The organism is Tatumella citrea (assembly GCF_002163585.1).
In the GTDB taxonomy this organism is placed as follows: domain Bacteria; phylum Pseudomonadota; class Gammaproteobacteria; order Enterobacterales; family Enterobacteriaceae; genus Tatumella; species Tatumella citrea.
The window spans coordinates 4307501-4330025 of record NZ_CP015579.1 but is presented as its reverse complement, the minus strand read 5'-3'; the positions used below and the strand labels follow the sequence as shown (position 1 = coordinate 4330025).

Genomic DNA, 22525 nt, shown 5'->3' with positions numbered 1-22525 from the left:
GCCGCGTTATCTGTGTTCTCTCATCTGAGTCACTGGCCGCCTTGCTGTAACACCAACTAATCAGGGAAGACCTGGTTAAACCGCGGAGGCCCCCGAGACGATCTCGGTAAGTTCCTGGGTGATGCTGGCCTGGCGGGCTTTGTTGTAAACCAACTGAAGCTCTTTGATCAGCTCGCCACCGTTATCGGTTGCGGCTTTCATCGCCACCATACGTGCTGCCTGCTCGCTGGCCAGGTTCTCTACAACACCCTGATAAACCTGAGACTCGACATAACGACGCAGCAGAGTATCCAGCAGCGCTTTCGGATCGGGTTCGTACAGGTAATCCCATGTTTTCTTCTTCAACTCTTCATCATTTTCTGCTGGCGGTAATGGCAGCAGCTGATTGAGAGTCGGAGTCTGGGACATGGTGTTGTTAAATTTGTTACTGACGACATAAAGCTTGTCGATCCGGCCTTCGTCGTAGGCTTGCAGCATGACTTTTACCGGGCCAATCAAATCAGACAGAGCAGGCTTATCACCTAAACCGTTGACCTGAGCCACAATATTTGCCCCTGCAGCACCGAAGAAAGACAGGCCTTTGGAACCAATAATGGCCAGATCACTCTGAACACCTTTATCGGACCATGCTTTCATATCTGCCAGCAATTTTTTGAACAGGTTAATGTTCAAACCACCACAAAGCCCGCGGTCGGTAGAAACGACCAGATAGCCGACGCGCTTAACGTCACGCTCTTCCAGGTAAGGGTGCTTGTATTCCAGATTACCTAACGCTAAGTGACCAATCACTTTGCGAATGGTTTCTGCATACGGACGGCTGGCCGCCATGCGTTCCTGCGTTTTACGCATTTTGGAGGCGGCGACCATTTCCATCGCTTTGGTGATCTTCTGCGTATTTTTTACGCTGCCGATCTTACTACGTATTTCTTTTGCGCCGGCCATGAGCTTCTCCTCAAAGTCAGGCGGCCTGCCCTCTCAGGCAAGCCGCACGACATTACCAGGACTGAGTTGCTTTAAACGAATCGAGCAGAGCTTTCAGCTTCTCTTCGATTTCGCCATTAAAGTTACCCGCTTGGTTGATTTCCTGCATCAGTTCAGCGTGTTCGCGATCAGCGAACGCCAGCAGAGAAGACTCAAAGCTGAGGATTTTAGCAACCTCAACATCACCCAGGTAACCGCGCTCAACCGCAAACAGGACCAGGCCCTGCTGAGCAACAGACATCGGTGCATACTGTTTCTGCTTCAGCAGCTCAGTAACTTTCTGACCGTGTTCCAGTTGCTTACGGGTAGCATCATCAAGGTCAGAAGCGAACTGAGAGAATGCAGCCAGTTCACGGTACTGTGCCAGAGCGGTACGGATACCACCGGACAGTTTCTTGATGATTTTAGTCTGTGCAGCACCACCCACACGGGATACAGAGATCCCCGGGTTAACTGCAGGACGGATACCGGAGTTAAACAGGTTAGATTCCAGGAAGATCTGACCATCGGTAATCGAAATTACGTTAGTCGGAACGAACGCTGAAACGTCACCCGCCTGAGTTTCAATGATAGGCAGAGCTGTCAGAGAACCGGTTTGACCTTTCACTTCACCCTTGGTGAAAGCTTCAACGTAATCAGCATTTACGCGTGATGCACGTTCCAGCAGACGAGAGTGGAGATAGAAAACGTCACCAGGGAAAGCTTCACGTCCTGGCGGACGACGCAGCAGCAGTGAAATCTGACGGTAAGCAACAGCCTGTTTAGACAGGTCATCGTACACGATCAGTGCATCTTCACCACGGTCACGGAAGTATTCACCCATCGCACAACCGGCATAAGGCGCCAGGTATTGCAGGGCAGCAGATTCGGAAGCAGAAGCCACCACCACGATGGTGTTTGCTAATGCGCAGTGCTCTTCCAGTTTACGAACCACGTTAGAGATAGTGGACGCTTTCTGACCGATAGCAACGTAAACACATTTGATGCCGGAATCACGCTGGTTGATGATTGCATCGATAGCCATCGCGGTTTTACCGGTCTGACGGTCACCGATGATCAGCTCACGCTGACCACGACCTACTGGGATCATGGCATCAACAGCTTTGTAACCGGTCTGAACAGGCTGGTCAACAGACTGACGATCGATAACGCCCGGCGCGATAACTTCTACAGGAGAGAAGCCATCATTGTCGACCGGACCTTTACCATCAATCGGCTCACCCAGGGTGTTAACAACACGCCCCAGCAGACCACGACCAACCGGTACTTCCAGAATACGGCCAGTACATTTCACTTTCATGCCTTCGGCAAGATCCATGTATGGGCCCATAACCACTGCACCTACAGAGTCACGCTCGAGGTTCAGTGCGATAGCGTAACGGTTACCCGGCAGGGCAATCATTTCACCCTGCATAACATCGGCCAGGCCGTTGATGCGGATGATACCGTCACTTACAGAAACAATTGTACCTTCATTGTGAGCTTCGCTCACCACATTGAACTGAGCAATGCGCTGCTTGATCAGTTCGCTGATTTCGGTGGAATTCAGTTGCATATGCTCCAGTCCCCTTAAGACTGCAAGACGTCTGCCAGGCGATCAAGACGGCCGCGAACGCTACCATCAATGACCATGTCACCAGCCTGGATGACTACGCCTGCAATTACAGACTTATCGATTTTGCAATTCAGCTTAACTTTGCGTGATAAACGTTTTTCCATCGCAGCACTGATTTTAGTCAGCTGCTCTGCACTCAATTCACTGGCTGAAGTAACATCAACCTCGGCAGTCGCTTCATAAGCGTCGCGCAATTGAATGAACTGTTCCAAAACGGCCGGAAGCGCTTTCAAACGTTTATTATTTGCCATTACCTTAATCAGGTTCTGGCCATTCTCATCGAGTTGATCACCGCAGATTGCAATAAAGGTTGATGATACTGATTCAGGTGCTTTCGCGCCGGAAAGGATATCAGCAACTTGTTCATCACGTGCAACATCTGCAGAAAATGCCAGCATAGATTGCCAGCGATCAATACTTTGATGCTCAACAGCAAAGTCAAAAGCTGCTTTGGCGTAGGGGCGAGCTACAGTAGTAAATTCAGACATCAGCCCCTCCCTCCTTACAGTTCAGCGACCAGTTTATCAACGATGTCGCTGTTAGCAGCTTCATCAACGGAACGCTCAATAATCTTCTCGGCACCCGCGACGGCCAGTAACGCAACCTGCTTACGTAATTCTTCACGAGCACGTTTACGTTCAGCATCGATTTCGGACTGAGCCTGAGCAACGATTTTGTTACGTTCAGCTTCAGCTTCAGCTTTCGCTTCATCCAGAATCTGGGCACGACGTTTATTTGCCTGCTCGATGATCACCTGAGCATCTTCTTTGGCTTTTTTCAGCTGGTCGGACGCATTAGCCTGAGCGATATCCAGCTCTTTCTGAGCGCGTTCTGCTGAAGCGAGACTGTCAGCAACTTCTTTCTGACGTTTCTCGATAGCTGCCATAATCGGCGGCCATACGTACTTCATACAAAATGCGACGAACAGGATAAACGCTATGGCCTGGCCGAGGATTGTTGCATTAATATTCACAGCACAATGCCTCTTCTAAAGTTAGCTTGATCTGCCGCAACCAATCGTCTGGTCAACGGCAGAATTCGTTCATTCACGCCAATGCGCGATATGAACAACCGTATTACCAGGCGTGACTAGGCGACAGCAAACATCACGTAGAGACCCAGACCTACAGCGATCATTGGGATAGCATCCACCAGACCCATAACAACAAAGAACTGAGTGCGCAGCAGAGGAATCAGGTCAGGCTGACGAGCAGCACCTTCCAAAAATTTACCCCCGAGGATGCCGATACCGATCGCAGCACCGATTGCCGCCAGACCCATCATAATAGCAGCAGCCATGTACAGCAGATCCATACTCACGTTTTCCATGACAGTCTCCAGTTTGTTTCAATAAAATCAGTTGTGTTGAGAGAAAAAAATCAATGTTCTTCAGATGCCATCGAGAGATAGACAATCGTGAGGACCATGAAAATAAACGCCTGTAACGAGATAATCAAAATGTGGAAAATGGCCCATGGCACATTCAGAACCCACTGTGACCACCACGGTAACAGTCCTGCAATCAGGATAAAGATCAGTTCACCCGCATACATGTTACCGAACAGTCGCAGACCCAGAGAAACCGGTTTAGACAGCAGGCTAACACCTTCAAGAATCAGGTTGATGGGGATAAAGATCGGGTGGTTGAAAGGCTGTAAAGTCAGTTCTTTAGCAAAACCACTTACGCCTTTCATTTTGATGCTGTAGAACAGAATCAAAATAAATACGCCCAGCGCCATAGATAATGTGACATTCACGTCAGCGGACGGCACAACACGTAATGCCGGCAAACCAAGGACATGCTCACCCAGATAAGGCAGCAGATCGATTGGTAACAAATCCATGAAGTTCATTAAAAAGACCCAGACAAAGATTGTCAGAGCCAGCGGGGCGATAAGTTTGCTTTTGCCGTGATACATATCACGAACGTTGCCATCGACGAAACCAACAACCAGTTCAATAGCCGCCTGCAGTTTTCCCGGAACGCCGCTGGTGACGTGTTTTGCCACTTTACGGAACAGTACCAGAAAGACCAGACCCAGTACGACAGAGAAAAACATGGAATCCAGGTTTAACGTCCAGAAAGTTGCCGGAGCGTCGTGCGCATTCACCAACTGGAAAGTACGTAAATCAAGCTGCAAGTGCTGCAGGTGATGACTTATGTATTCCTGTGGGGTTGAGATTTCTCCTGCGGCCATGATGCATCTTACCCTTTTTTGTTAATTACAACCGGTGCAATGATTTGCACCACCAGCACCGATAACCAGCTCAGTCCAAGAGGCCAAAACACCGCCCCGAACACACCCAACGCCACAACAAGCAATACGATGGTGGTGAATACCTTGAGTACCTCACCTAATGCAAAGCTCCAGGCAACACGCCCTTTTGCTGGTAATTGCCCTTGCAGGCGCCAGGCCAGAAACGTAAACAGGACAGCCGGCAACCAGGCCGATAGCCCCCCTGCCAGAGCAGAAGCTCCCCAGTGAATGCTTTTTAAAGCAAAGAATGAACTGATGATTAAAAACGTCACCAATTGAATAAGCAGCACTGTCCTTGCTAATCTCAAACTATACAGAGATACAGACATTACTCTCTTACTCTCCCTTACTTAAGTTGGGTATATCGTGTGCTTCACAAACTGCTGTGGTCACTCCCGGGGGAATGAACAGCAAAAGCCGTGCAAATTATACGGGGCACTCCTACGATTTCAATCTGTAAGTAGAGAAAAGGTGAACAATTATTTAAAATTCTTTCTGGAAAGGACTTTTTCCCAATAATCTTCGCCAAAAATCGCAGATTTACGGGGTTTTCACCCCGGCGCCCCGTTGTTTTACCCTGCCCGACCTATGGCTGTTTTTACGGTAACGTGAATATTACGCCTGAAAAATACAAATAACCTCACAATTCGTGTTGTTATTTACGTATTCATTATTTCATTTTATTATCATTTATTTTACATATCCGCCAAATGTCCAGTTTCTTAAACCTCTGGCGACTTAAACAACAAGCAGAATTTATAAAATAAAAGCAGTGTTTTTTATAAATCCTGCCGGCGACTTTCTTTTCAGAAAGAATAATCACCTGGCTGTCTGATAATTTACATGTCCATTTGTCGGTTCAGTCTGTCGGTGATGTGTATATTCATATTTTTCCCGGACGAGCCCTCATCCCGGCACAAACCATTGTGGTCTGAAACTTAGTTCACAACTGTATTACCCACGCTTTTCTCATCACAGTTCAACGACTCCCCTACTCCGCTAAATCTAAAAATGATCACAGTGAAAAGTTCACGGCAATAGCCAGAGATAAAACTGAAATTAATTATATCTTTTGCACTGTTTGTGAGTTCAGTGAACTATTTTTCTGTTCAGTTACAGGCGATCACAAATAGTAGAAATTCAATTTCTGAGCAGAGAGTTTATTCGTGGAACAAATAATGAGCCAAAATAATTAGCGCGCTATTTATTACATTAAAAACCACCGACAGTTAAACCTGAATCCGAAAACAGGTAAAAAAGGGATTTAACGAGGTTTCATTCACCGGTTTGCTCATTAATAACGCGCTGGAGCAAACCACTTTTCCGGTAACTGTAGAGATAAACCAGGAAGAAAAGTCGGAGATAAGCCAGTAAAACGGGACCTAAATCACAAAAAGTAAAAAAGCCCTGTTTTTTTATTGTTTATCCTGAAGAAATGATAACGTTCTGTCGTGGCAAACACCGGAACCACCGTTCCGGCATCAGTTAGCGTGATTTCTGGCTCAGAATAACCAGATGACGTTCACCTTCAAGTTCAGGCACCTGCAGTGCAATTACCTGCTCAACACTGAGATTATCCGGTAGTGCCGATAACTCATCATCCGGAACCACCCCTTTAAGGGCGTAGAAACGACCGTGCTCCGCCTCAGGCAAATGACCGCACCAGTTGACCATATCCTGCAATGAGGCAAAGGCTCTGCTGATAACACCGTCAAATAACGGTTGATCGTTGAATGCCTCAACCCTGCTCTGAACCGGCGTAATATTATCCAGCTTAAGTTCATGCTGAACCTGACGCAAAAAACGAACTCGTTTTCCCAGACTGTCGAGCAGAGTAAAGCTGGCCTGTGGACAGACAATCGCCAGCGGAATGCCAGGCAACCCCGGACCGGTGCCTACATCAATGAACTTTTCCCCTTTCAGATAGGGGGCAACCACAATACTGTCCATAATATGACGAATCAGCATTTGCTGAGGGTCCCGGACAGAGGTGAGATTGTAGGCTTTATTCCATTTATCCAGTAAGCCGACATAGCTGACGAGTTGTTGTTTTTGCTGATCGGTTAGCGTAATGCCAGCCTTTTTAAGCAACACAGAAAGTGTATTAATCACGGGGAATTCCTGTTTTCAGGGGAAACCGCCTGGTTTCCCCTGTTGTAGCGAAGAACTCAGGCGCTTTTACGCAGTAAGCCCTGTTTTTTCAGATAGATCAGCAAAATAGAGATTGCTGCAGGGGTGATCCCTGAAATACGCGACGCCTGGCCGATAGAAGATGGTTTATGATCGTTAAGTTTAGCAATCACTTCGTTGGAGAGTCCGCTGACATTCCGGTAATCAAGTTCGGTCGGCAACAGGGTATTTTCGTTACGCTGTTGACGATCAATTTCTTCTTTCTGACGGGCAATATAGCCTTCATATTTCACCTGAATTTCAACCTGTTCAGCAGCCTGAGGATTCGTCAGTGAAGGTCCGAAAGCCGGTAATGTCATCAGTTGAGAATAGGTGAGTTCAGGGCGACGCAGTAAATCTTCACCGTTGGCCTCTTTGGTCAGATCTGCGCTCAGCAGGCCGTTGACCTCAGAAACGATATCAGATTTAGGATGTACCCAGATATCCCGTAAACGCTGACGTTCGAGCTCTATTGACTCCAGTTTCTGATTGAAGCTTGCCCAGCGCTCATCATTAACCAGACCGAGCTCACGACCCATTGCAGTCAGTCGTAAATCCGCATTATCTTCACGCAGCATCAAACGGTATTCAGCACGGGAGGTAAACATCCGGTATGGTTCTTTGGTACCCAGAGTACACAGGTCATCCACCAGCACCCCAAGATACGCTTCATCACGACGTGGAGCCCAGCCCTCTTTATCCGCAGAATAACGACCTGCGTTTAAGCCTGCCAGCATCCCCTGCGCTGCCGCTTCTTCATAGCCGGTAGTGCCGTTAATCTGACCCGCAAAGAATAAACCGTGGATGTATTTGCTTTCCAGGGTTGGTTTTAAATCGCGCGGATCGAAGAAATCATACTCAATGGCATAACCAGGGCGAACGATCTTTGCATTCTCCAGTCCCTGCATTGAGCGGACAATTTTCATCTGCACGTCAAATGGCAGGCTGGTAGAAATACCGTTGGGATAAATTTCGTTACTGGTCAGCCCTTCCGGTTCAAGGAAGATCTGATGAGCATTACGATCCGCAAACCGCATCACTTTATCTTCGATAGAAGGACAGTAACGCGGGCCGATCCCTTCGATCACTCCGGCATACATCGGGCTGCGATCAAGGTTATTACGGATCACATCATGAGTTGCTTCGTTGGTATGGGTAATATAACAAGCCATCTGAGCAGGGTGATCTGACGCTTTGCCCATAAACGAGAATACTGGCATCGGGTTATCACCGTGCTGTGGCGCCAGTACAGAAAAATCGATAGTTCTTGCATCAATTCGTGGTGGCGTACCGGTTTTCAGGCGACTGACACGCAGTGGCAGTTCACGTAACCGTCGTGCTAAAGGAATTGATGGGGGATCACCGGCACGTCCGCCGCTGTAATTGTCCAGTCCGATATGAATTTTACCATCCAGGAATGTCCCGACGGTAAGTACCACGGCTTTGGCACGGAAACGTAATCCCATCTGAGTCACTGCACCAACCACCTGATCATTTTCAACAATCAGGTCTTCCACAGCCTGCTGGAAGATCATCAGGTTGGGCTGGTTTTCCAGAGCGGTTCTGACTGCCTGGCGGTAAAGCACACGGTCAGCCTGAGCACGGGTCGCCCGTACTGCAGGGCCTTTGCTGCTGTTTAGTATTCTAAACTGAATACCGGCTTTATCGATAGCCTCAGCCATCAGGCCGCCCATAGCATCAACTTCTTTCACCAGATGCCCTTTGCCGATCCCACCGATCGCCGGATTACAAGACATTTGTCCCAGGGTATCGATATTGTGGGTCAGTAACAGGGTTTGCTGGCCCATCCGGGCAGCTGCCATTGCGGCTTCCGTTCCTGCATGACCACCACCAATGATGATGACGTCAAAAGGATCTGGATAAAACATGAAGTGATACCTCGGTAAATTAACGGTTGGGATCATATCCCGGCAGTGGATTCTACTTAAATTCCCGGTTTTGCGAAAGTGGCAGGATCGTAAGGTTTTAAAAGAAAGATCTTTATTCTATGTATGATCCTTCTGTTAGATCTCTTATTAGGATCGACCGATCCTGTGGGTAAGTACTAATTTTCTATAATTAACAGGAAGCTGAAAAGGATCGAATGCTGTGAATGATCGGTGTGCCTGTCGCGAATAAGCTGAGATCAAAATAGCTACTTATACACAGCCCAAAAAAGCATCTAAGGTTATTCATTGGATAACTACCGGTTATACGCATCATAACAGGCCAGTTATCCACAGAAATATCGATAAAAAAGATCATAAAACAGGACTATTCACCACGGATCATGGCAAATAAACGATCAACAGCCGCAGAAAGATGATCTTAAATCAGGGTTTTCCAGTGTGATAACCACTCGCTGGCCGGGTCTTCAGGGACGTCGTGCAATAAAACATCTATTTCCAGACGATCGCCGATCCTTGTCGCTCCGAGCGACTGAAGTAGCTGATCCAGGGTTCTGATTGCCCCGCAAAACAGATCGTATTCGTGATTCCCCAGGCCTATTGCCCCATAACGTACTGCTGACAGATCCGGTTGCTGCTCTTTAAGAGCTTCCCAGAATGGTAAAAGATTATCCGGAATTTCACCTGCACCGTGCGTGGATGTCACCAGTAACCAAAGCCCTTGGGCAGGAACATCTTCAAGTGCGGGTCCGTGAAGGATTTCGCCGGAGATATCATCTTCTTCAAGTAGTGCTGCTAATTCTTCAGCAACGTACTCAGCACTGCCCAGGGTGCTGCCTGTGATAAACGTAATATCCGCCATCGGTCTTCCCTCTGTTAAAGACCGCATTGTACGCTGTGATCAAGCAGTGATCCACCTGTGGACAACAAGGTTATTCATTTTTATTTTTTACAGAAAAAGCAGATAAAGCAGGGACCTGAGCGGGTATAAGTTTATCCACACAGATCCGGTTGATCAGGGCTTAATTGTCCGGCTGATAGGGTTTTGCAACGAGATTAGCGTTTCGGTTGACTGGATTTCATCAATGGTCTGAATCTTATTGATCAGAACCTGCTGCAGTGCATCTATTGAACGGCACATCACTTTAATAAAAATACTGTAATGGCCCGTGGTATACCAGGCTTCCACGACTTCATCCAGAGCTTCCAGTTTACGCAGAGCTGCCGGGTAATCCCTGGCACTCTTCAGAATAATGCCGATGAAACAGCATACGTCGAATCCCAGTTTACGGGGATCAACATCAATACGGGTGCCAAGAATAATGCCAGCCTGGCGCATTTTTTCGACCCGGACATGAATAGTCCCTGCGCTGACATTAAACTGTTTTGCCAGCTCCGCATAAGCGGTTCTGGCGTTATTCAGTAACACATTCAGAATATCGCGATCGAGCTGATCGAGTTGCAACACATCTGCCATTTTTTTTCCTTAATCATCCAGCCACAGGATGCCATGTACAGCATCAGCAGGCTTTAGCTGAACAGTGACAGTAATGCGGATGAGAGAAGCTGGCAAGCGGTGGAGGGAGTCTCAGCGTTTTATACGTCGCAACAGGCGTGTCCGGAGACGGGTATCGAATTTCCAGATATGGTCGAATATTTGCAGGATGGCGGGTTTACCATGCACAGACATCGAGACCGCATGGAAACGTTGTTTACTGTGCTGCTGGTGTTGCGCTACCCGTTGTTTCAGATTCTCAGGCAGGCGCTGTGCAATAAAGTCAGAAATAATAACGGCATCTGCTTCCAGCCAGGTCGGCTGTTCCATTTTATCCAGCACTGTACTCAGACATAGCGCCAGATCAGTGCCTCCCCGAAAGCGCTGGCTAAGAAAACGTGTTGCCTGTTCAAGTCCGTTTTCGGCAGTGAGTTCATAACTGATCACTTCATGAGCGAACAGCATAACAAAGCAGCTGCGCTTTTCAGCCAGAGCGATTTTGAGCAATGCCAGACAAAACGCCTTGGCACAACGCTCATTAAACCCACCCATCGAACCGGAAGTATCTACGCAGACAATAAAAGGTCCTTTCGGCTGTTGTTCTTTATGCCGGTAAGTAACCGGCCGCTGCCGTATGTCCTGACGGACCGATTCTCCCTGTAACTGGTAGGTTAACAGGCGCTTTTCCACCAGCCGGCGATAAAACTCCAGCTCCAGCTCGGTCATGCTCAGAGCCGCCAGTTCCGGTGGCAGCAAACGTAAAATATCATCGCTCTGATGAATACCGCTCACTTCCTCCGGTACGGATTCGGTTTCCCGGATTTCTACTGCCTGCTCACCTGGCGGGGCTTTTTCTGCAGGAATGGCCTGTGCTTCTCTGCTACGGCCCAACCGTTCGGCAAGAGCCTGTAATTCAGAGTGAGTACTCAGGAAGTCGCTGTATTGAAGGATTAAGTCAGTATCGCCTTTTTGCAGCGGTGCTTTACTCATATCCCATAAGTGTCCGGCTGCGGCTTCTTCATCTTCTCCCAGCAGAGGAGTGAGCTGGCCAGATAAAGCCATGCGTTGTTGTAACTCTGCGATAAGCTTATCCCGCTGAGCTTCCAGCAGGCTTTCATTTAATGTCACGGTTTGCAGTGTCAGATTCAGCCGCCAGCGCTGAAAAAACAGAGTGTGCTGGGCGACGGTCAGTACATCTTTATCTGCCTGAGCAGCCAGTTTTTCAGCCTCTTCGGTAAACGGAGAATTGAGCTGTTCCAGTTGTATCAGGGTTGCAGATAAGTTCTGGCTGAAGGTATACAGACTGAGAGATTTTTGCTGAGTAAATAAACGGAACTCCTGTGCCAGGCTGGCGGGCACAGGGGTATTTTTTTGCTCTTCACTGATAGCGGCCCGGATGCCAGGCAGATCACGTAGCAGGGCCTTTTTCAGCGACGGGCTTTTTTCAAGAAAGACCACTAACTGTGGGGCAGCCAGCAGCGCAGACAGAAAGTCATTGATCGAATCGTAATTATTAAAAGTTAACAGATTTAACAGTGTATCAATGGAGATCATTGGGTGGCCTGCTCAATCTGCTCAGCGACATCCTGCAGACTGCGTTCAATAACTGCCAGCCACTCATCATCGACAAATAAACAGTGTTGATGCTGGCGGAACTGAAGACGCTGGCTTTGTAGCTGTTCTTTCAGTTCGTTCAGTCCCAGAGCAATTTCCTCCGGAATCTCTTGGCCGGCGTCATGAGGAACTGTACTGAGTAATGACGACTGCAGGCTGATATCTCTTATATTCAGACAGTCCCGGTCATCAATATATAAATCGAGAGTCTGAGCAAACCCCATACCATTCAGCTGTCCTTTAATTTCTCCGCCTTTGACTAACCACTGGTTGAGATCTTCCCTGGCGATCACCAGATGATTGATTTTCTGATCATGCAATATCAGTGTTTTTTGCAGAACCAGTGTCAGCTGATCACCTGCTGGTAATGCAGGCAGGGTGTGATGAGATTTGCGGCCGAAAAGCGTGTTTTGTTTTTCCAGCCTGACCGCTCTTTCCAGACTCATTTGTTGCTGCAGGGCCAGTTTTCTGGCCTGCAGCTGATGAAGCCTGACCAGCATCGCCTGCTGTTGCCAGCCATGCCCGGTGATCAGCTCTGTCATTTCCCGCTCCACCAGCAACATGGTGGCATTGTCGTGCCATAAACAGTCTTTAAGTAAAATAAGATCGATCGGCGCTATAGACTGACGGCCACTAAAGTAGGCGCTGGCCTGCAATAAGTGAGTCGCTTTTTTCCAGCGACGATCAGAAACATAAGGAGCATCTGGCAGGCTTTCCAGTTGACGTCGCAACTGATAGATAAGGTCAAACACATTATCAGGCAAACTGACTTTCACTATCTCCTGCTGCCACTGATGATATTCTTCTTTAGTAATACGCAGGGATTCTTCTGCGGAGGAAAAAGATTCTTCACCGGACTGTACCAGCATGCTGCGGAAATTATTTTTACTGCTGACATTATCCAGTTGCAGGCGGATCAGCATCCGGTCGTACAAGGCCGCCAGACCACTATCTGCGTCTGGTAATTCATTGGAAGCAGCAATCAGCAGCCGCATCGGGATGATGATTTCATGATCCCCGTTACGAAAGCGTCGTTCATTTATTGCGGTCAGTAATGTGTTGAGGATTGCCGGGCCTGCTTTCCAGATCTCATCCAGAAACACTATTTCAGCTTCAGGCAGGTAACCACGGGTCAGTCGCTGATAACGACCTTCATCTTTCAGTGCCTGAATGGATAATGGGCCAAACACCTCTTCCGGGGTGGAAAATCTTGTCATCAGGTATTCAAAGGCACTGGCATCACGAAAAGCATGTTTTAGCCGGCGGGCAATCAGACTTTTTGCAATCCCCGGAGGACCCATCAGAAATACACTTTCACCGGCTAATGCTGCCAGCAGACACAACCGGATAGTATGGTGTCTTTCATACAGACCTTTTTCCAGCATATTGCTGAGGCGTGTAATTCTGTCAGCTAAAAGATGAGTCAGTGCCATAATAGTTATGAAGTCCTTGTAAGAGTCGCCGGGTTTGCTGCCGGGAAGCGATTTTCCTTAAACAGTACAATGCCAGTCGTAAGGGGTTAGGGTAAACGTTCATAGTAAGATTTCTTGAACTGAGTATGGTTCACCGGCTTGTGCAGTATCGGTTTTCGGTGACATTTTATAATAACCGGGTGGGTTTTCAGATGAATAAGTGCATACTGTGCCACTTTGGCAAGCAGTTACGCACCTGTTTACGGGATAGGTTAAAAAAAGACAAAATGATATGAGCTCAAATAACAAACAATCGACCGGCGCATTGACGCTAGCAGCTATCGGGGTAGTGTATGGTGATATTGGTACCAGCCCACTGTATACATTGCGTGAGTGTCTTTCAGGACAATTTGGCTTTGGCATTGAGCAGCAGTCAGTATTTGGCTTTCTGTCATTAATTTTCTGGTTATTGATCCTTGTCGTATCGTTAAAATATATCTGCTACGTGATGCGGGCTGATAACGCCGGAGAAGGGGGGATTCTGACCCTGATGTCTTTGGCGGGCAGAAATACCGGCGCCAGGGTAACAGCGGTTCTGCTGATTATGGGGCTGGTCGGGGGGAGTTTCTTCTATGGTGAAGTTGTCATTACCCCTGCGATATCTGTTATGTCAGCGATTGAAGGGCTGGAAATTGCTGCGCCGTCGCTCGACACTTATATTGTTCCGTTGTCGATTGCGGTATTAACCTTACTGTTCCTTATCCAGAAACATGGAACCGGGCTGGTGGGTAAGATGTTTGCCCCTGTCATGTTGTTATGGTTTATCGTACTGGCAATTCTCGGAGCGAACAGTATTATTCACAATCCGGTGGTACTGCGGGCGCTCAATCCCTGGTATGCCGTCGAGTTTTTCCTCCATTATAAGAGTGTTTCATTCTTCGCCCTTGGCGCGGTGGTGTTATCTATTACCGGGGTTGAGGCGCTGTATGCCGATATGGGGCATTTCGGTAAACTGCCGATTCGTATTGCCTGGTTTGGAGCGGTTCTTCCCTCACTGGTGATTAACTATTTTGGTCAGGGAGCATTGCTGCTCTCACATCCTGAGGCTATAAAAAACCCGTTCTTCTTGCTTGCCCCTGACTGGGCTCTGATTCCGATGTTACTGCTGGCTACCCTGGCTACTGTTATCGCTTCTCAGGCGGTTATTTCCGGAGTGTTTTCTCTGACCCGCCAGGCGGTACGGTTAGGATATTTGCCGCCAATGCGTATCATCCATACCTCTGAAATGGAATCCGGGCAGATTTATGTGCCGGTCATTAACTGGCTGCTCTATATAGCGGTTCTACTGGTTATTATCAGTTTCCGTCACTCAAGCAACCTTGCGGCAGCATATGGTATTGCAGTGACGGGTACGATGATCCTGACCACCATTCTTTCCTGTACTGTGGCCCGTAAAAACTGGCGCTGGAATATCTTCCCGGTCCTGCTGATTTTTATCGTCCTGATGTGTATTGATGTACCGTTGTTTAGTGCCAACCTGGTCAAGATATTCTCCGGTGGCTGGCTGCCACTATGCCTGGCACTGGTGATGTTTATCATTATGACGACCTGGAAAAGCGAGCGATTCAGGGTACTTCGGCGTATGCATGAACACGGAAATTCCCTGGAGGCGATGATTGCCTCTCTGGAGAAAAATCCGCCGGTCAGAGTGCCTGGTACCGCGGTCTTTATGTCCAGAGTGCTTAATGTCATTCCGTTTGCCATGCTGCATAATCTGAAGCACAACAAAGTACTGCATGAGCGGGTGGTATTACTGACTCTGCGTACTGAAGATGCACCTTATGTTCACAACGTACGGCGTGTCACCATCGAACAGTTATCTCCGACCTTCTGGCGTGTGGTTGCCAGTTATGGCTGGCGCGAAACACCGAATGTTGAGGAAATCTTCCACCGTTGTGGGCTGGAAGGGCTGAATTGCCGGATGATGGATACCTCGTTCTTTATGTCGAGAGAGTCGCTGATTCTTGGGAAACGGCCATGGTATCTGCAACTGCGTGGCAAGTTATTCCTGGCATTGCAACGAAATGCTCTGCGTGCCCCGGATCAGTTTGAAATCCCGCCTAACAGGGTGATTGAACTGGGGACTCAGGTAGAGTTTTAACCATCAGAGGAGCGGTCTTCACCAGACCGCTCCTGTCAGTTATTAGCAAACCACTTTCCTGATTTTGTAGTCACCCTTCTTCCGTATATTGCCGCCCCCTCTCTACAGCCAGCATAGTGATTCCCGGGATACCTGCCTTCATCGCTTGTTCTTACAGGGCTTGTGCGTTTTCCGCGACTGCACTGACACCTTATTGCCTGCTGCTGCCACTCTTCTCTCAGGCAGGATTTCACGACGGGCTGCGACGCAGCGAAATCTTTGGAGAGCGATCACATATTCGCTGTCTGTCGATTGTTTTCCCCCTGTGGTTACCTAAACTTCATTCAGCGAAACGTTTCGCTGGAGAGTGAAAAATGAAAAAAGGTAGCTTACTGAATTCTGATATTTCGTCAGTGATTTCGCGTTTAGGGCATACCGACAGCCTGACCATCAGTGATGCTGGTTTACCTGTTCCGCAAGGTCCGCAGCGTATTGATCTCGCACTGACTTCTGGGATCCCCGGCTTTTTACAGGTAGTTAAAACGGTGACTGATGAGTTGCAGGTAGAGAGTGTCGTTCTGGCTGAAGAGATTTTGCAGCATAACCCACATCTGCACAGTGACCTGCTTGCCCTGCTTCAATCGCTACAGCAGCAGCAGGGCAATATCATCGATATCAGTTACGTCAGTCATCAACAGTTCAAAGAGAAAACACAACACAGTCAGGCTGTTGTTCGCAGTGGGGAGTGCTCACCGTATGCGAATATTATCCTTAATGCTGGCGTGACCTTCTGAGGGTGTTATGCAACCTTTACTGCAACTTAAAGGCATTGAGAAATCTTTCCCGGGAGTTAAAGCTCTGTCCGGGGCTGCTATTTCGGTCTATCCGGGCCGGGTGATGGCTTTGGTGGGTGAAAATGGCGCCGGCAAATCGACCATGATGAAAGTGCTGACCGGCATTTATGCCCGGGATGCCGGCAGCTTTGAATGGCTGGGAAAAGAGACAATTTTCGACAGTCCGCGTGCTTCCCAGGCTGCCGGGATTGGCATTATCCATCAGGAACTCAATCTGATTCCTCAACTGACTGTGGCAGAAAATATTTTTCTGGGACGAGAGTTTGTGAACCGTTTCGGTCGCATTCAGTGGAAACAGATGTACCAACAGGCCGATGAATTAATGAAACGCCTGAATTTGCGCTTCAGCAGCCATAAGCGAGTGGAGGAGTTATCCATTGGCGATCAACAGATGGTTGAGATTGCTAAAGTGATCAGTTTTGAATCCAAAGTAATAGTGATGGATGAACCCACCGATGCACTGACAGATACCGAAACCGCTTCTTTATTCCGTGTCATTAATGAGTTGAAAGCTCAGGGCTGCGGAATTGTTTATATCTCCCACCGGATGAAAGAAATTTTTGAGATCTGCGATGACGTGACGATTTTCCGCGATGGTCAGTTTATTGCCGAGCGGCCGGTTAACACGCTGAGTGAAGATTCGCTGATTGAAATGATGGTCGGCCGCAAACTTGAAGAACAATATCCTAGGCTGGATAAATCGCCTGGTGATGTCCTGATGGAGGTCAGTCATCTCAGCGGTTCCGGGGTAGAGGATGTCAGCTTTACTCTGCGGAAAGGTGAAATTCTTGGTGTCTCGGGGCTGATGGGTGCCGGGCGCACAGAACTAATGAAGGTACTTTACGGCGCGTTGCCGCGCTCAGCCGGCACAGTCACCCTGGAAGGCAAACCGGTAATAGCCCGTTCGCCTGAAGAGGGGCTTCTTAACGGTATTGTCTACATCTCAGAGGACCGTAAACGCGATGGTCTGGTGCTGGGTATGACAGTAAAAGAGAACATGTCGCTGACAGCCCTTAAGTATTTCAGTCATCCGGGCGGTCGTCTGAAACATGCCGAAGAACAACTGGCGGTGAGTGACTTTATTAAGCTATTCAACGTCAGAACTCCCTCGATGGATCAGAACGTGGGGCTGCTCTCCGGGGGAAATCAGCAGAAAATTGCTATTGCCCGTGGACTGATGACCCGGCCGAAGGTGCTTATCCTGGATGAACCTACCCGGGGAGTGGACGTTGGCGCAAAGAAAGAGATTTATCAGCTGATCAATCAGTTTAAAGAAGACGGGATGAGCATCATCCTGGTGTCTTCTGAAATGCCAGAGGTTCTGGGGATGAGTGACCGGATACTGGTGATGCATGAAGGACGACTGAGTGGTGATTTCCCGATCGAACAAGCCTCGCAGGAGATTCTGATGGCGGCGGCAGTAGGCAAACAACACAGCGCGGAGCTGGAATAATATGAATACGCAAACAATCCCTTCACGTCGTCTGTTCAGTAAGGCCTGGTTGCTGGAACAAAAATCACTGATTGCACTGTTGGTGCTGATTGTCATTGTTTCCTGTATGAGCCATAACTTTTTCACCCTGGCTAACCTGTTTAATATTCTGCAACAGACCTCGGTTAACGCCATTATGGCAGTGGGTATGACGCTGGTGATTCTGACCTCAGGAATTGATCTCTCTGTCGGTTCTCTGCTGGCATTGACTGGTGCGGTGGGGGCATCGCTGGTGGGCATGGAAGTGAATGCGCTGCTGGCTATTGCTGCGTCACTGGTACTGGGAGGATTTATTGGCGGGATTACCGGTGTCATTGTAGCTAAAGGTAAGGTTCAGGCCTTTATTGCCACCCTGGTCATGATGTTGCTGCTACGTGGGGTCACTATGGTGTACACCAACGGTAGCCCGATCAGTACTGGTTTTAGCGATAACTCAGATCTGTTTGGCTGGTTTGGGATTGGCCGCCCGCTGGGTGTTCCTACCCCGGTCTGGCTGATGGCCATCATCTTTCTTGCTGCGTGGTACATGCTGCATCACACACGGCTGGGCCGCTATATCTATGCGCTGGGTGGTAACGAAGCGGCAACCCGTCTTTCCGGGATCAGCGTTAACCGGATAAAAATCATCGTCTATGCCCTGTGCGGCATGCTGGCTGCCCTGGCCGGAACTATCGAAGTAGCGCGCCTTTCTTCCGCACAACCGACTGCGGGAACCGGTTATGAGCTGGATGCTATCGCTGCCGTTGTGCTCGGAGGTACCAGTCTGTCCGGAGGCAAGGGGCGAATCATGGGAACTCTGATTGGTGCGCTGATCCTTGGTTTCCTCAACAACGGGCTGAATCTGATCGGTGTTTCTTCTTACTACCAAATGATCGTCAAAGCTGTAGTGATTTTACTGGCGGTGCTGGTAGACAACAAAAGCAGTAAATGATTGATTACCCTACAGGACTAATAATATGAAAAAACTCACTGCACTGGCCTTACTGTTAGGCGCAACATTAAGTACTCAGGCGCTGGCTAAAGATACTATCGCGTTAGTGATCTCCACGCTGGATAACCCATTCTTCGTCTCTCTTAAAGACGGAGCGCAGAAAGAAGCCGACAAGCTGGGTTATAACCTGGTGGTGCTGGATTCGCAGAATAACCCGGCGAAAGAGCTGGCGAATGTACAGGATTTGATGGTTCGCGGAACCAAAGCCATACTGATTAACCCGACCGATTCTGATGCGGTAGGTAATTCGGTAAAAATTGCGAACCAGGCTCATATCCCTGTGATCACGCTTGACCGGGCAGCCAGTCAGGGTAAGGTTGTCAGCCATATTGCTTCTGACAACGTTGCGGGCGGTAAAATGGCCGGTGATTTCATCGCTAAGCAGTTAGGTGATGGTGCAAAAGTTATTGAACTTGAAGGGATTGCCGGAACGTCGGTTGCCCGTGAACGTGGCGAAGGTTTCAAACAAGCCTCTGATGCCCATAAATTCAATATTATCGCCAGTCAGCCAGCCGATTTCGACAGAACTAAAGGGCTGAACGTTATGCAAAACCTGCTGACTGCTCATCCTGATGTGCAGGCGGTATTTGCTCAGAATGATGAAATGGCTCTCGGCGCGATGCGGGCTCTGCAAACTGCCGGTAAATCGGGTGTGCTGGTGGTAGGATTTGATGGAACGCCTGATGGTGTAAAAGCGGTTCAGAGTGGCAAACTGGCGGCCACAGTGGCCCAACTGCCGGAGAAAATTGGTGAAATTGGTGTAGATACGGCGGATAAAGTGCTGAAAGGCCAACAGGTCGAGGCCCGGATTCCGGTAGACCTGAAGCTGGTCACCAAATAAATCAGATCAAGTATGATGCGCGCCACCTTCGGGTGGCGCATTTATCTGGACGAATCTCTCTATGAAAAATACCGGCAAACTCGTTGTTCTTGGCAGTATTAATGTGGATCACATTGTTAATCTGGTGCAGTTCCCGCGCCCGGGTGAGACGGTGACGGGTAAGCAATATCAGGTTGCCTTCGGCGGAAAAGGGGCTAATCAGGCTGTCGCTGCCGGTCGCAGTGGTGCGGACATTTCTTTTATTGCCTGTGTGGGACAGGACGATATGGGAGAACGTATTCGTCAGCAACTGGCAGACGATCGTATTGATGTAACTCCGCTGACCTCGATAGAAGGAGAGTCCACCGGAGTTGCGTTGATTTTTGTGAACGGCGAAGGCGAAAACTCTATCGGTATCTATTCCGGAGCAAATGCTGCCCTGACTCCTGAACGGGTTAAGCAGCAGCGTCAGGTTATTTCCGGGGCAGATGCGTTACTGATGCAACTGGAATCTCCTCTGGATAGCGTGCTGGCTGCCGCACATATTGCCCGGGAGGATCAGACTCAGGTAATACTCAATCCGGCACCAGCGACCGTTCTCTCTGATGAGCTGCTGTCGCTGGTGGATATCATTACCCCTAATGAAACTGAAGCACAGATCCTGACCGGTGTGGTTGTAAAAACTGACGAGGATGCAGCGAAAGCCGCTAAGGTTCTGCATGAGAAAGGTATCGGTTGTGTATTAATTACCCTCGGCCAGCGTGGTGTGTGGCTGAGTGAGCAGGGGAAAGGACAGCGTATTCCGGGATTCCGGGTTCAGGCTGTAGATACCATCGCCGCCGGAGATACCTTTAATGGTGCATTAATCACGGCATTACTGGAGAACAAAACGATGGATGAATCGGTACGCTTTGCGCATGCTGCCGCCGCCATCGCTGTTACCCGTCATGGAGCACAACCTTCAGTCCCCTGGCGGGAAGAGATTGATAGTTTTTTACAGGCGCAGGGGTAAACGTGGCCACAATGAAAGATGTTGCCCGTCTGGCGGGTGTATCCACTTCTACCGTGTCTCATGTGATTAATAACAACCGGTTCGTCAGTGAAGCGATTCGGGAGAAAGTGACCTCTGCAGTCAGACAGCTGAATTACGCCCCTTCAGCACTGGCGCGCAGCCTGAAAATGAATCAGACCCGTACGATAGGAATGTTATTAACTGCCAGTAGTAACCCGTTTTATGCCGAAGTTGTGCGGGGAGTTGAACGGAGCTGTTATGAAAGAGAATACAGCCTGATTTTGTGTAATACCGAAGGGGATATGGACCGTATGGACCGAAGCCTCGAAACATTACTGCAAAAGCGTGTCGACGGATTACTCATTATGTGTACCGAAAGACGTCGTCCCTCTGCTGAGATTCTTGGGCGTTATCCTTCTATACCTTCTGTAATGATGGACTGGGCACCGTTTGAAAGCAGTAGTGACATTATTCAGGATAACTCATTGCTGGGGGGTGAGATGGCCACCCGGCACCTGATTTCCCGCGGTTATACACGAATAGCCTGTATCGCAGGGCCCCAGGATAAGACCTCTGCGGGCTTGCGTCTTGAAGGCTACAAACGTGCGATGGCTACGGCAAAACTGCCGGTCTTACCGGGTTACATTGTCGATAGTGATTTTGAGTTTGAAGGCGGTTTTAACGCGATGCAGCAGTTGCTTATGCTTAACCCGCGTCCTCAGGCTGTTTTTACCAGTAATGATGCGATGGCCGTGGGGGTTTATCAGGCACTTTACCAGGCGGGATTAACCATACCTCAGGATATGGCGGTGATGGGATATGATGACATCGAGCTGGCCCGCTATATGACCCCTCCGCTGAGTACGATACGTCAGCCTAAAGATGAGCTGGGTGAACTGGCCATTGATACTCTGCTCCATCGGATGGAGACCCCTGATGCCAGCCAGCAGTTACTGGTACTGACACCAGAGTTAATGATACGCACCTCAGTCGGGAATATTTAGCCTTTCTTTTTAGCGCGGTCGTTGATCAGATTTTTTCCATCTTCCGGTCTCAGCAGCAGGAACATTAATGCTGATAACAGGGTAATGACTCCCATAGTCATAAAGGTCGAATGGAAATGATTCAAAGTCGTACCGGAAAAATTCTGCCAGAAACTTAATACTGCAGCACTGACTGCAACCCCGAAGCTGATGGATAATTGCTGAGTCACCGCCAGTACACTATTTCCGGCACTGGCATTTTCATCGGTTAAATCTGCCAGCGTTATAGTATTCATGGAGGTAAACTGCGTTGACATAAACATCCCCATGACAAACAGTGGGATCAATAGTACCCAAAGCGGGTTGGCCGGAGACTGCAATGAAAAGCTTGCGACAAATAAACCAATAATAATGGTAACGGTCACCAGTGTTTTACGGTATCCCAGTAAGCGCAGTACTTTTGTCACCAGAGATTTTGCCAGTATCGAGCCTATTGCCGTTGGAACCATAATGCAGCCAGCCAGTAGTGCCGGATATCCAAAACCTATCTGCAACATTAATGGCATCAGGAAAGGAATGCATCCGGTACCCAACCGTGAAGCTATATTTCCGATAATACCAATGGAGAATGTCCTGGTTTTAAACATTGGCAGACCGATTAACGGGGCGGGATGGCGTTTAGCATGCCAGATGTAAATCAGTAGCAGCAGAATTCCTACCAGTAATATCGCCGTAGCCAGTAATCCCGGAACCAGTCGCTCACCGAATAATTCAATACCAAT

The 22525-nt window shown here is 48.7% G+C and carries 21 protein-coding genes (1 of these 21 only partly in view); 7 read left to right on the top strand and 14 right to left on the bottom strand.

The annotated features are described in order from the left end of the window. Positions 1 to 75: 75 nt before the first annotated feature. The 13 genes from atpG to ravA form a co-directional block, all read right to left on the bottom strand. Positions 76 to 942 (bottom strand): F0F1 ATP synthase subunit gamma, encoded by an 867-nt coding sequence (gene atpG, locus A7K98_RS20505; RefSeq protein WP_038016193.1) that lies wholly within the window; start codon positions 940 to 942, stop codon positions 76 to 78. 52 nt (positions 943 to 994) lie between these two features. Then, positions 995 to 2536: a F0F1 ATP synthase subunit alpha gene (gene atpA, locus A7K98_RS20500; protein ID WP_087490188.1), complete on the bottom strand. Its 1542-nt coding sequence runs from the start codon at positions 2534 to 2536 to the stop codon at positions 995 to 997. 14 nt (positions 2537 to 2550) lie between these two features. Beyond that, complete coding sequence (gene atpH, locus A7K98_RS20495) at positions 2551 to 3084, bottom strand: F0F1 ATP synthase subunit delta (RefSeq protein ID WP_087490187.1); 534 nt, start codon at positions 3082 to 3084, stop codon at positions 2551 to 2553. 14 nt (positions 3085 to 3098) lie between these two features. Continuing rightward, positions 3099 to 3569: a F0F1 ATP synthase subunit B gene (atpF, locus tag A7K98_RS20490; protein WP_038016188.1), complete on the bottom strand. Its 471-nt coding sequence runs from the start codon at positions 3567 to 3569 to the stop codon at positions 3099 to 3101. A 116-nt stretch (positions 3570 to 3685) separates the two neighbouring features. Continuing rightward, positions 3686 to 3925, bottom strand: coding sequence for a F0F1 ATP synthase subunit C (gene atpE, locus A7K98_RS20485; protein WP_038016186.1), 240 nt, complete (start codon positions 3923 to 3925; stop codon positions 3686 to 3688). Positions 3926 to 3975: 50 nt separating this feature from the next. Beyond that, positions 3976 to 4794: a F0F1 ATP synthase subunit A gene (gene atpB / locus A7K98_RS20480; RefSeq protein WP_038016184.1), complete on the bottom strand. Its 819-nt coding sequence runs from the start codon at positions 4792 to 4794 to the stop codon at positions 3976 to 3978. A gap of 8 nt (positions 4795 to 4802) precedes the next feature. Further along, positions 4803 to 5183, bottom strand: a complete 381-nt coding sequence (gene atpI, locus A7K98_RS20475; RefSeq protein WP_087490186.1) for a F0F1 ATP synthase subunit I — start codon at positions 5181 to 5183, stop codon at positions 4803 to 4805. 1156 nt (positions 5184 to 6339) lie between these two features. After that, the gene (gene rsmG / locus A7K98_RS20470; protein ID WP_087490185.1) at positions 6340 to 6966 is read right to left on the bottom strand and encodes a 16S rRNA (guanine(527)-N(7))-methyltransferase RsmG; all 627 of its coding nucleotides are present in this window, start codon (positions 6964 to 6966) and stop codon (positions 6340 to 6342) included. A 56-nt stretch (positions 6967 to 7022) separates the two neighbouring features. Then, entirely contained in the window at positions 7023 to 8912 is a 1890-nt protein-coding gene (gene mnmG, locus A7K98_RS20465) for a tRNA uridine-5-carboxymethylaminomethyl(34) synthesis enzyme MnmG (RefSeq protein WP_087490184.1), read from the bottom strand. Positions 8913 to 9351: 439 nt separating this feature from the next. Beyond that, positions 9352 to 9792, bottom strand: coding sequence for an FMN-binding protein MioC (gene mioC / locus A7K98_RS20460; protein ID WP_087490183.1), 441 nt, complete (start codon positions 9790 to 9792; stop codon positions 9352 to 9354). Positions 9793 to 9945: 153 nt separating this feature from the next. Further along, positions 9946 to 10407, bottom strand: coding sequence for a transcriptional regulator AsnC (asnC, locus tag A7K98_RS20455; protein ID WP_087490182.1), 462 nt, complete (start codon positions 10405 to 10407; stop codon positions 9946 to 9948). 111 nt (positions 10408 to 10518) lie between these two features. Further along, on the bottom strand, positions 10519 to 11979 hold the full coding sequence (gene viaA / locus A7K98_RS20450; RefSeq protein WP_087490181.1) for an ATPase RavA stimulator ViaA: 1461 nt from the start codon (positions 11977 to 11979) through the stop codon (positions 10519 to 10521). Then, positions 11976 to 13472, bottom strand: coding sequence for an ATPase RavA (ravA, locus tag A7K98_RS20445; protein WP_087490180.1), 1497 nt, complete (start codon positions 13470 to 13472; stop codon positions 11976 to 11978). Before ravA ends, viaA begins: the two co-directional genes overlap by 4 nt. A 271-nt stretch (positions 13473 to 13743) precedes the next feature. Between ravA and kup the strand changes: the two genes are divergently transcribed. The 7 genes from kup to rbsR all read left to right on the top strand — a co-directional run bounded on the left by kup (position 13744) and on the right by rbsR (position 21764). Further along, positions 13744 to 15612, top strand: coding sequence for a low affinity potassium transporter Kup (gene kup / locus A7K98_RS20440; RefSeq protein WP_087490179.1), 1869 nt, complete (start codon positions 13744 to 13746; stop codon positions 15610 to 15612). Positions 15613 to 15965: 353 nt separating this feature from the next. After that, a complete protein-coding gene (rbsD, locus tag A7K98_RS20435; RefSeq protein WP_087490178.1) occupies positions 15966 to 16385 on the top strand; it encodes a D-ribose pyranase in 420 nt (139 codons plus the stop codon). A 7-nt stretch (positions 16386 to 16392) separates the two neighbouring features. Beyond that, complete coding sequence (gene rbsA / locus A7K98_RS20430; protein ID WP_087490177.1) at positions 16393 to 17898, top strand: ribose ABC transporter ATP-binding protein RbsA; 1506 nt, start codon at positions 16393 to 16395, stop codon at positions 17896 to 17898. A gap of 1 nt (position 17899) precedes the next feature. Beyond that, a complete protein-coding gene (gene rbsC / locus A7K98_RS20425; RefSeq protein ID WP_087490176.1) occupies positions 17900 to 18868 on the top strand; it encodes a ribose ABC transporter permease in 969 nt (322 codons plus the stop codon). Between the two features lie 25 nt (positions 18869 to 18893). Further along, entirely contained in the window at positions 18894 to 19769 is an 876-nt protein-coding gene (rbsB, locus tag A7K98_RS20420; protein ID WP_087490175.1) for a ribose ABC transporter substrate-binding protein RbsB, read from the top strand. A gap of 61 nt (positions 19770 to 19830) precedes the next feature. Further along, complete coding sequence (gene rbsK, locus A7K98_RS20415) at positions 19831 to 20760, top strand: ribokinase (RefSeq protein WP_087490174.1); 930 nt, start codon at positions 19831 to 19833, stop codon at positions 20758 to 20760. 2 nt (positions 20761 to 20762) lie between these two features. Then, a complete protein-coding gene (gene rbsR / locus A7K98_RS20410; RefSeq protein WP_232461573.1) occupies positions 20763 to 21764 on the top strand; it encodes a ribose operon transcriptional repressor RbsR in 1002 nt (333 codons plus the stop codon). Here rbsR and mdtD read toward each other — a convergent pair. Beyond that, positions 21761 to 22525 carry the 3' portion of a multidrug transporter subunit MdtD gene (gene mdtD, locus A7K98_RS20405; protein ID WP_087490173.1) on the bottom strand. It continues 633 nt past the right edge of the window, so the window shows 765 of its 1398 coding nt (coding positions 634-1398); its start codon lies off the right edge, out of view; it ends in the stop codon at positions 21761 to 21763. The genes rbsR and mdtD overlap by 4 nt on opposite strands.

What these genes read in the sequence shown, in the direction of transcription:
- rbsA (WP_087490177.1), top strand. Translation starts at nt 16,393, where the DNA reads ATGCAACCTTTACTGCAACTTAAAGGCATTGAGAAATCTTTCCCGGGA.
- mioC (WP_087490183.1), bottom strand. Translation starts at nt 9,792, where the DNA reads ATGGCGGATATTACGTTTATCACAGGCAGCACCCTGGGCAGTGCTGAG.
- kup (WP_087490179.1), top strand. Translation starts at nt 13,744, where the DNA reads ATGAGCTCAAATAACAAACAATCGACCGGCGCATTGACGCTAGCAGCT.
- rbsK (WP_087490174.1), top strand. Translation starts at nt 19,831, where the DNA reads ATGAAAAATACCGGCAAACTCGTTGTTCTTGGCAGTATTAATGTGGAT.
- asnC (WP_087490182.1), bottom strand. Translation starts at nt 10,407, where the DNA reads ATGGCAGATGTGTTGCAACTCGATCAGCTCGATCGCGATATTCTGAAT.
- atpB (WP_038016184.1), bottom strand. Translation starts at nt 4,794, where the DNA reads ATGGCCGCAGGAGAAATCTCAACCCCACAGGAATACATAAGTCATCAC.
- rbsC (WP_087490176.1), top strand. Translation starts at nt 17,900, where the DNA reads ATGAATACGCAAACAATCCCTTCACGTCGTCTGTTCAGTAAGGCCTGG.
- atpH (WP_087490187.1), bottom strand. Translation starts at nt 3,084, where the DNA reads ATGTCTGAATTTACTACTGTAGCTCGCCCCTACGCCAAAGCAGCTTTT.
- atpA (WP_087490188.1), bottom strand. Translation starts at nt 2,536, where the DNA reads ATGCAACTGAATTCCACCGAAATCAGCGAACTGATCAAGCAGCGCATT.
- rbsD (WP_087490178.1), top strand. Translation starts at nt 15,966, where the DNA reads ATGAAAAAAGGTAGCTTACTGAATTCTGATATTTCGTCAGTGATTTCG.
- mnmG (WP_087490184.1), bottom strand. Translation starts at nt 8,912, where the DNA reads ATGTTTTATCCAGATCCTTTTGACGTCATCATCATTGGTGGTGGTCAT.
- viaA (WP_087490181.1), bottom strand. Translation starts at nt 11,979, where the DNA reads ATGATCTCCATTGATACACTGTTAAATCTGTTAACTTTTAATAATTAC.
- rbsB (WP_087490175.1), top strand. Translation starts at nt 18,894, where the DNA reads ATGAAAAAACTCACTGCACTGGCCTTACTGTTAGGCGCAACATTAAGT.
- atpI (WP_087490186.1), bottom strand. Translation starts at nt 5,183, where the DNA reads ATGTCTGTATCTCTGTATAGTTTGAGATTAGCAAGGACAGTGCTGCTT.
- atpG (WP_038016193.1), bottom strand. Translation starts at nt 942, where the DNA reads ATGGCCGGCGCAAAAGAAATACGTAGTAAGATCGGCAGCGTAAAAAAT.
- ravA (WP_087490180.1), bottom strand. Translation starts at nt 13,472, where the DNA reads ATGGCACTGACTCATCTTTTAGCTGACAGAATTACACGCCTCAGCAAT.
- atpE (WP_038016186.1), bottom strand. Translation starts at nt 3,925, where the DNA reads ATGGAAAACGTGAGTATGGATCTGCTGTACATGGCTGCTGCTATTATG.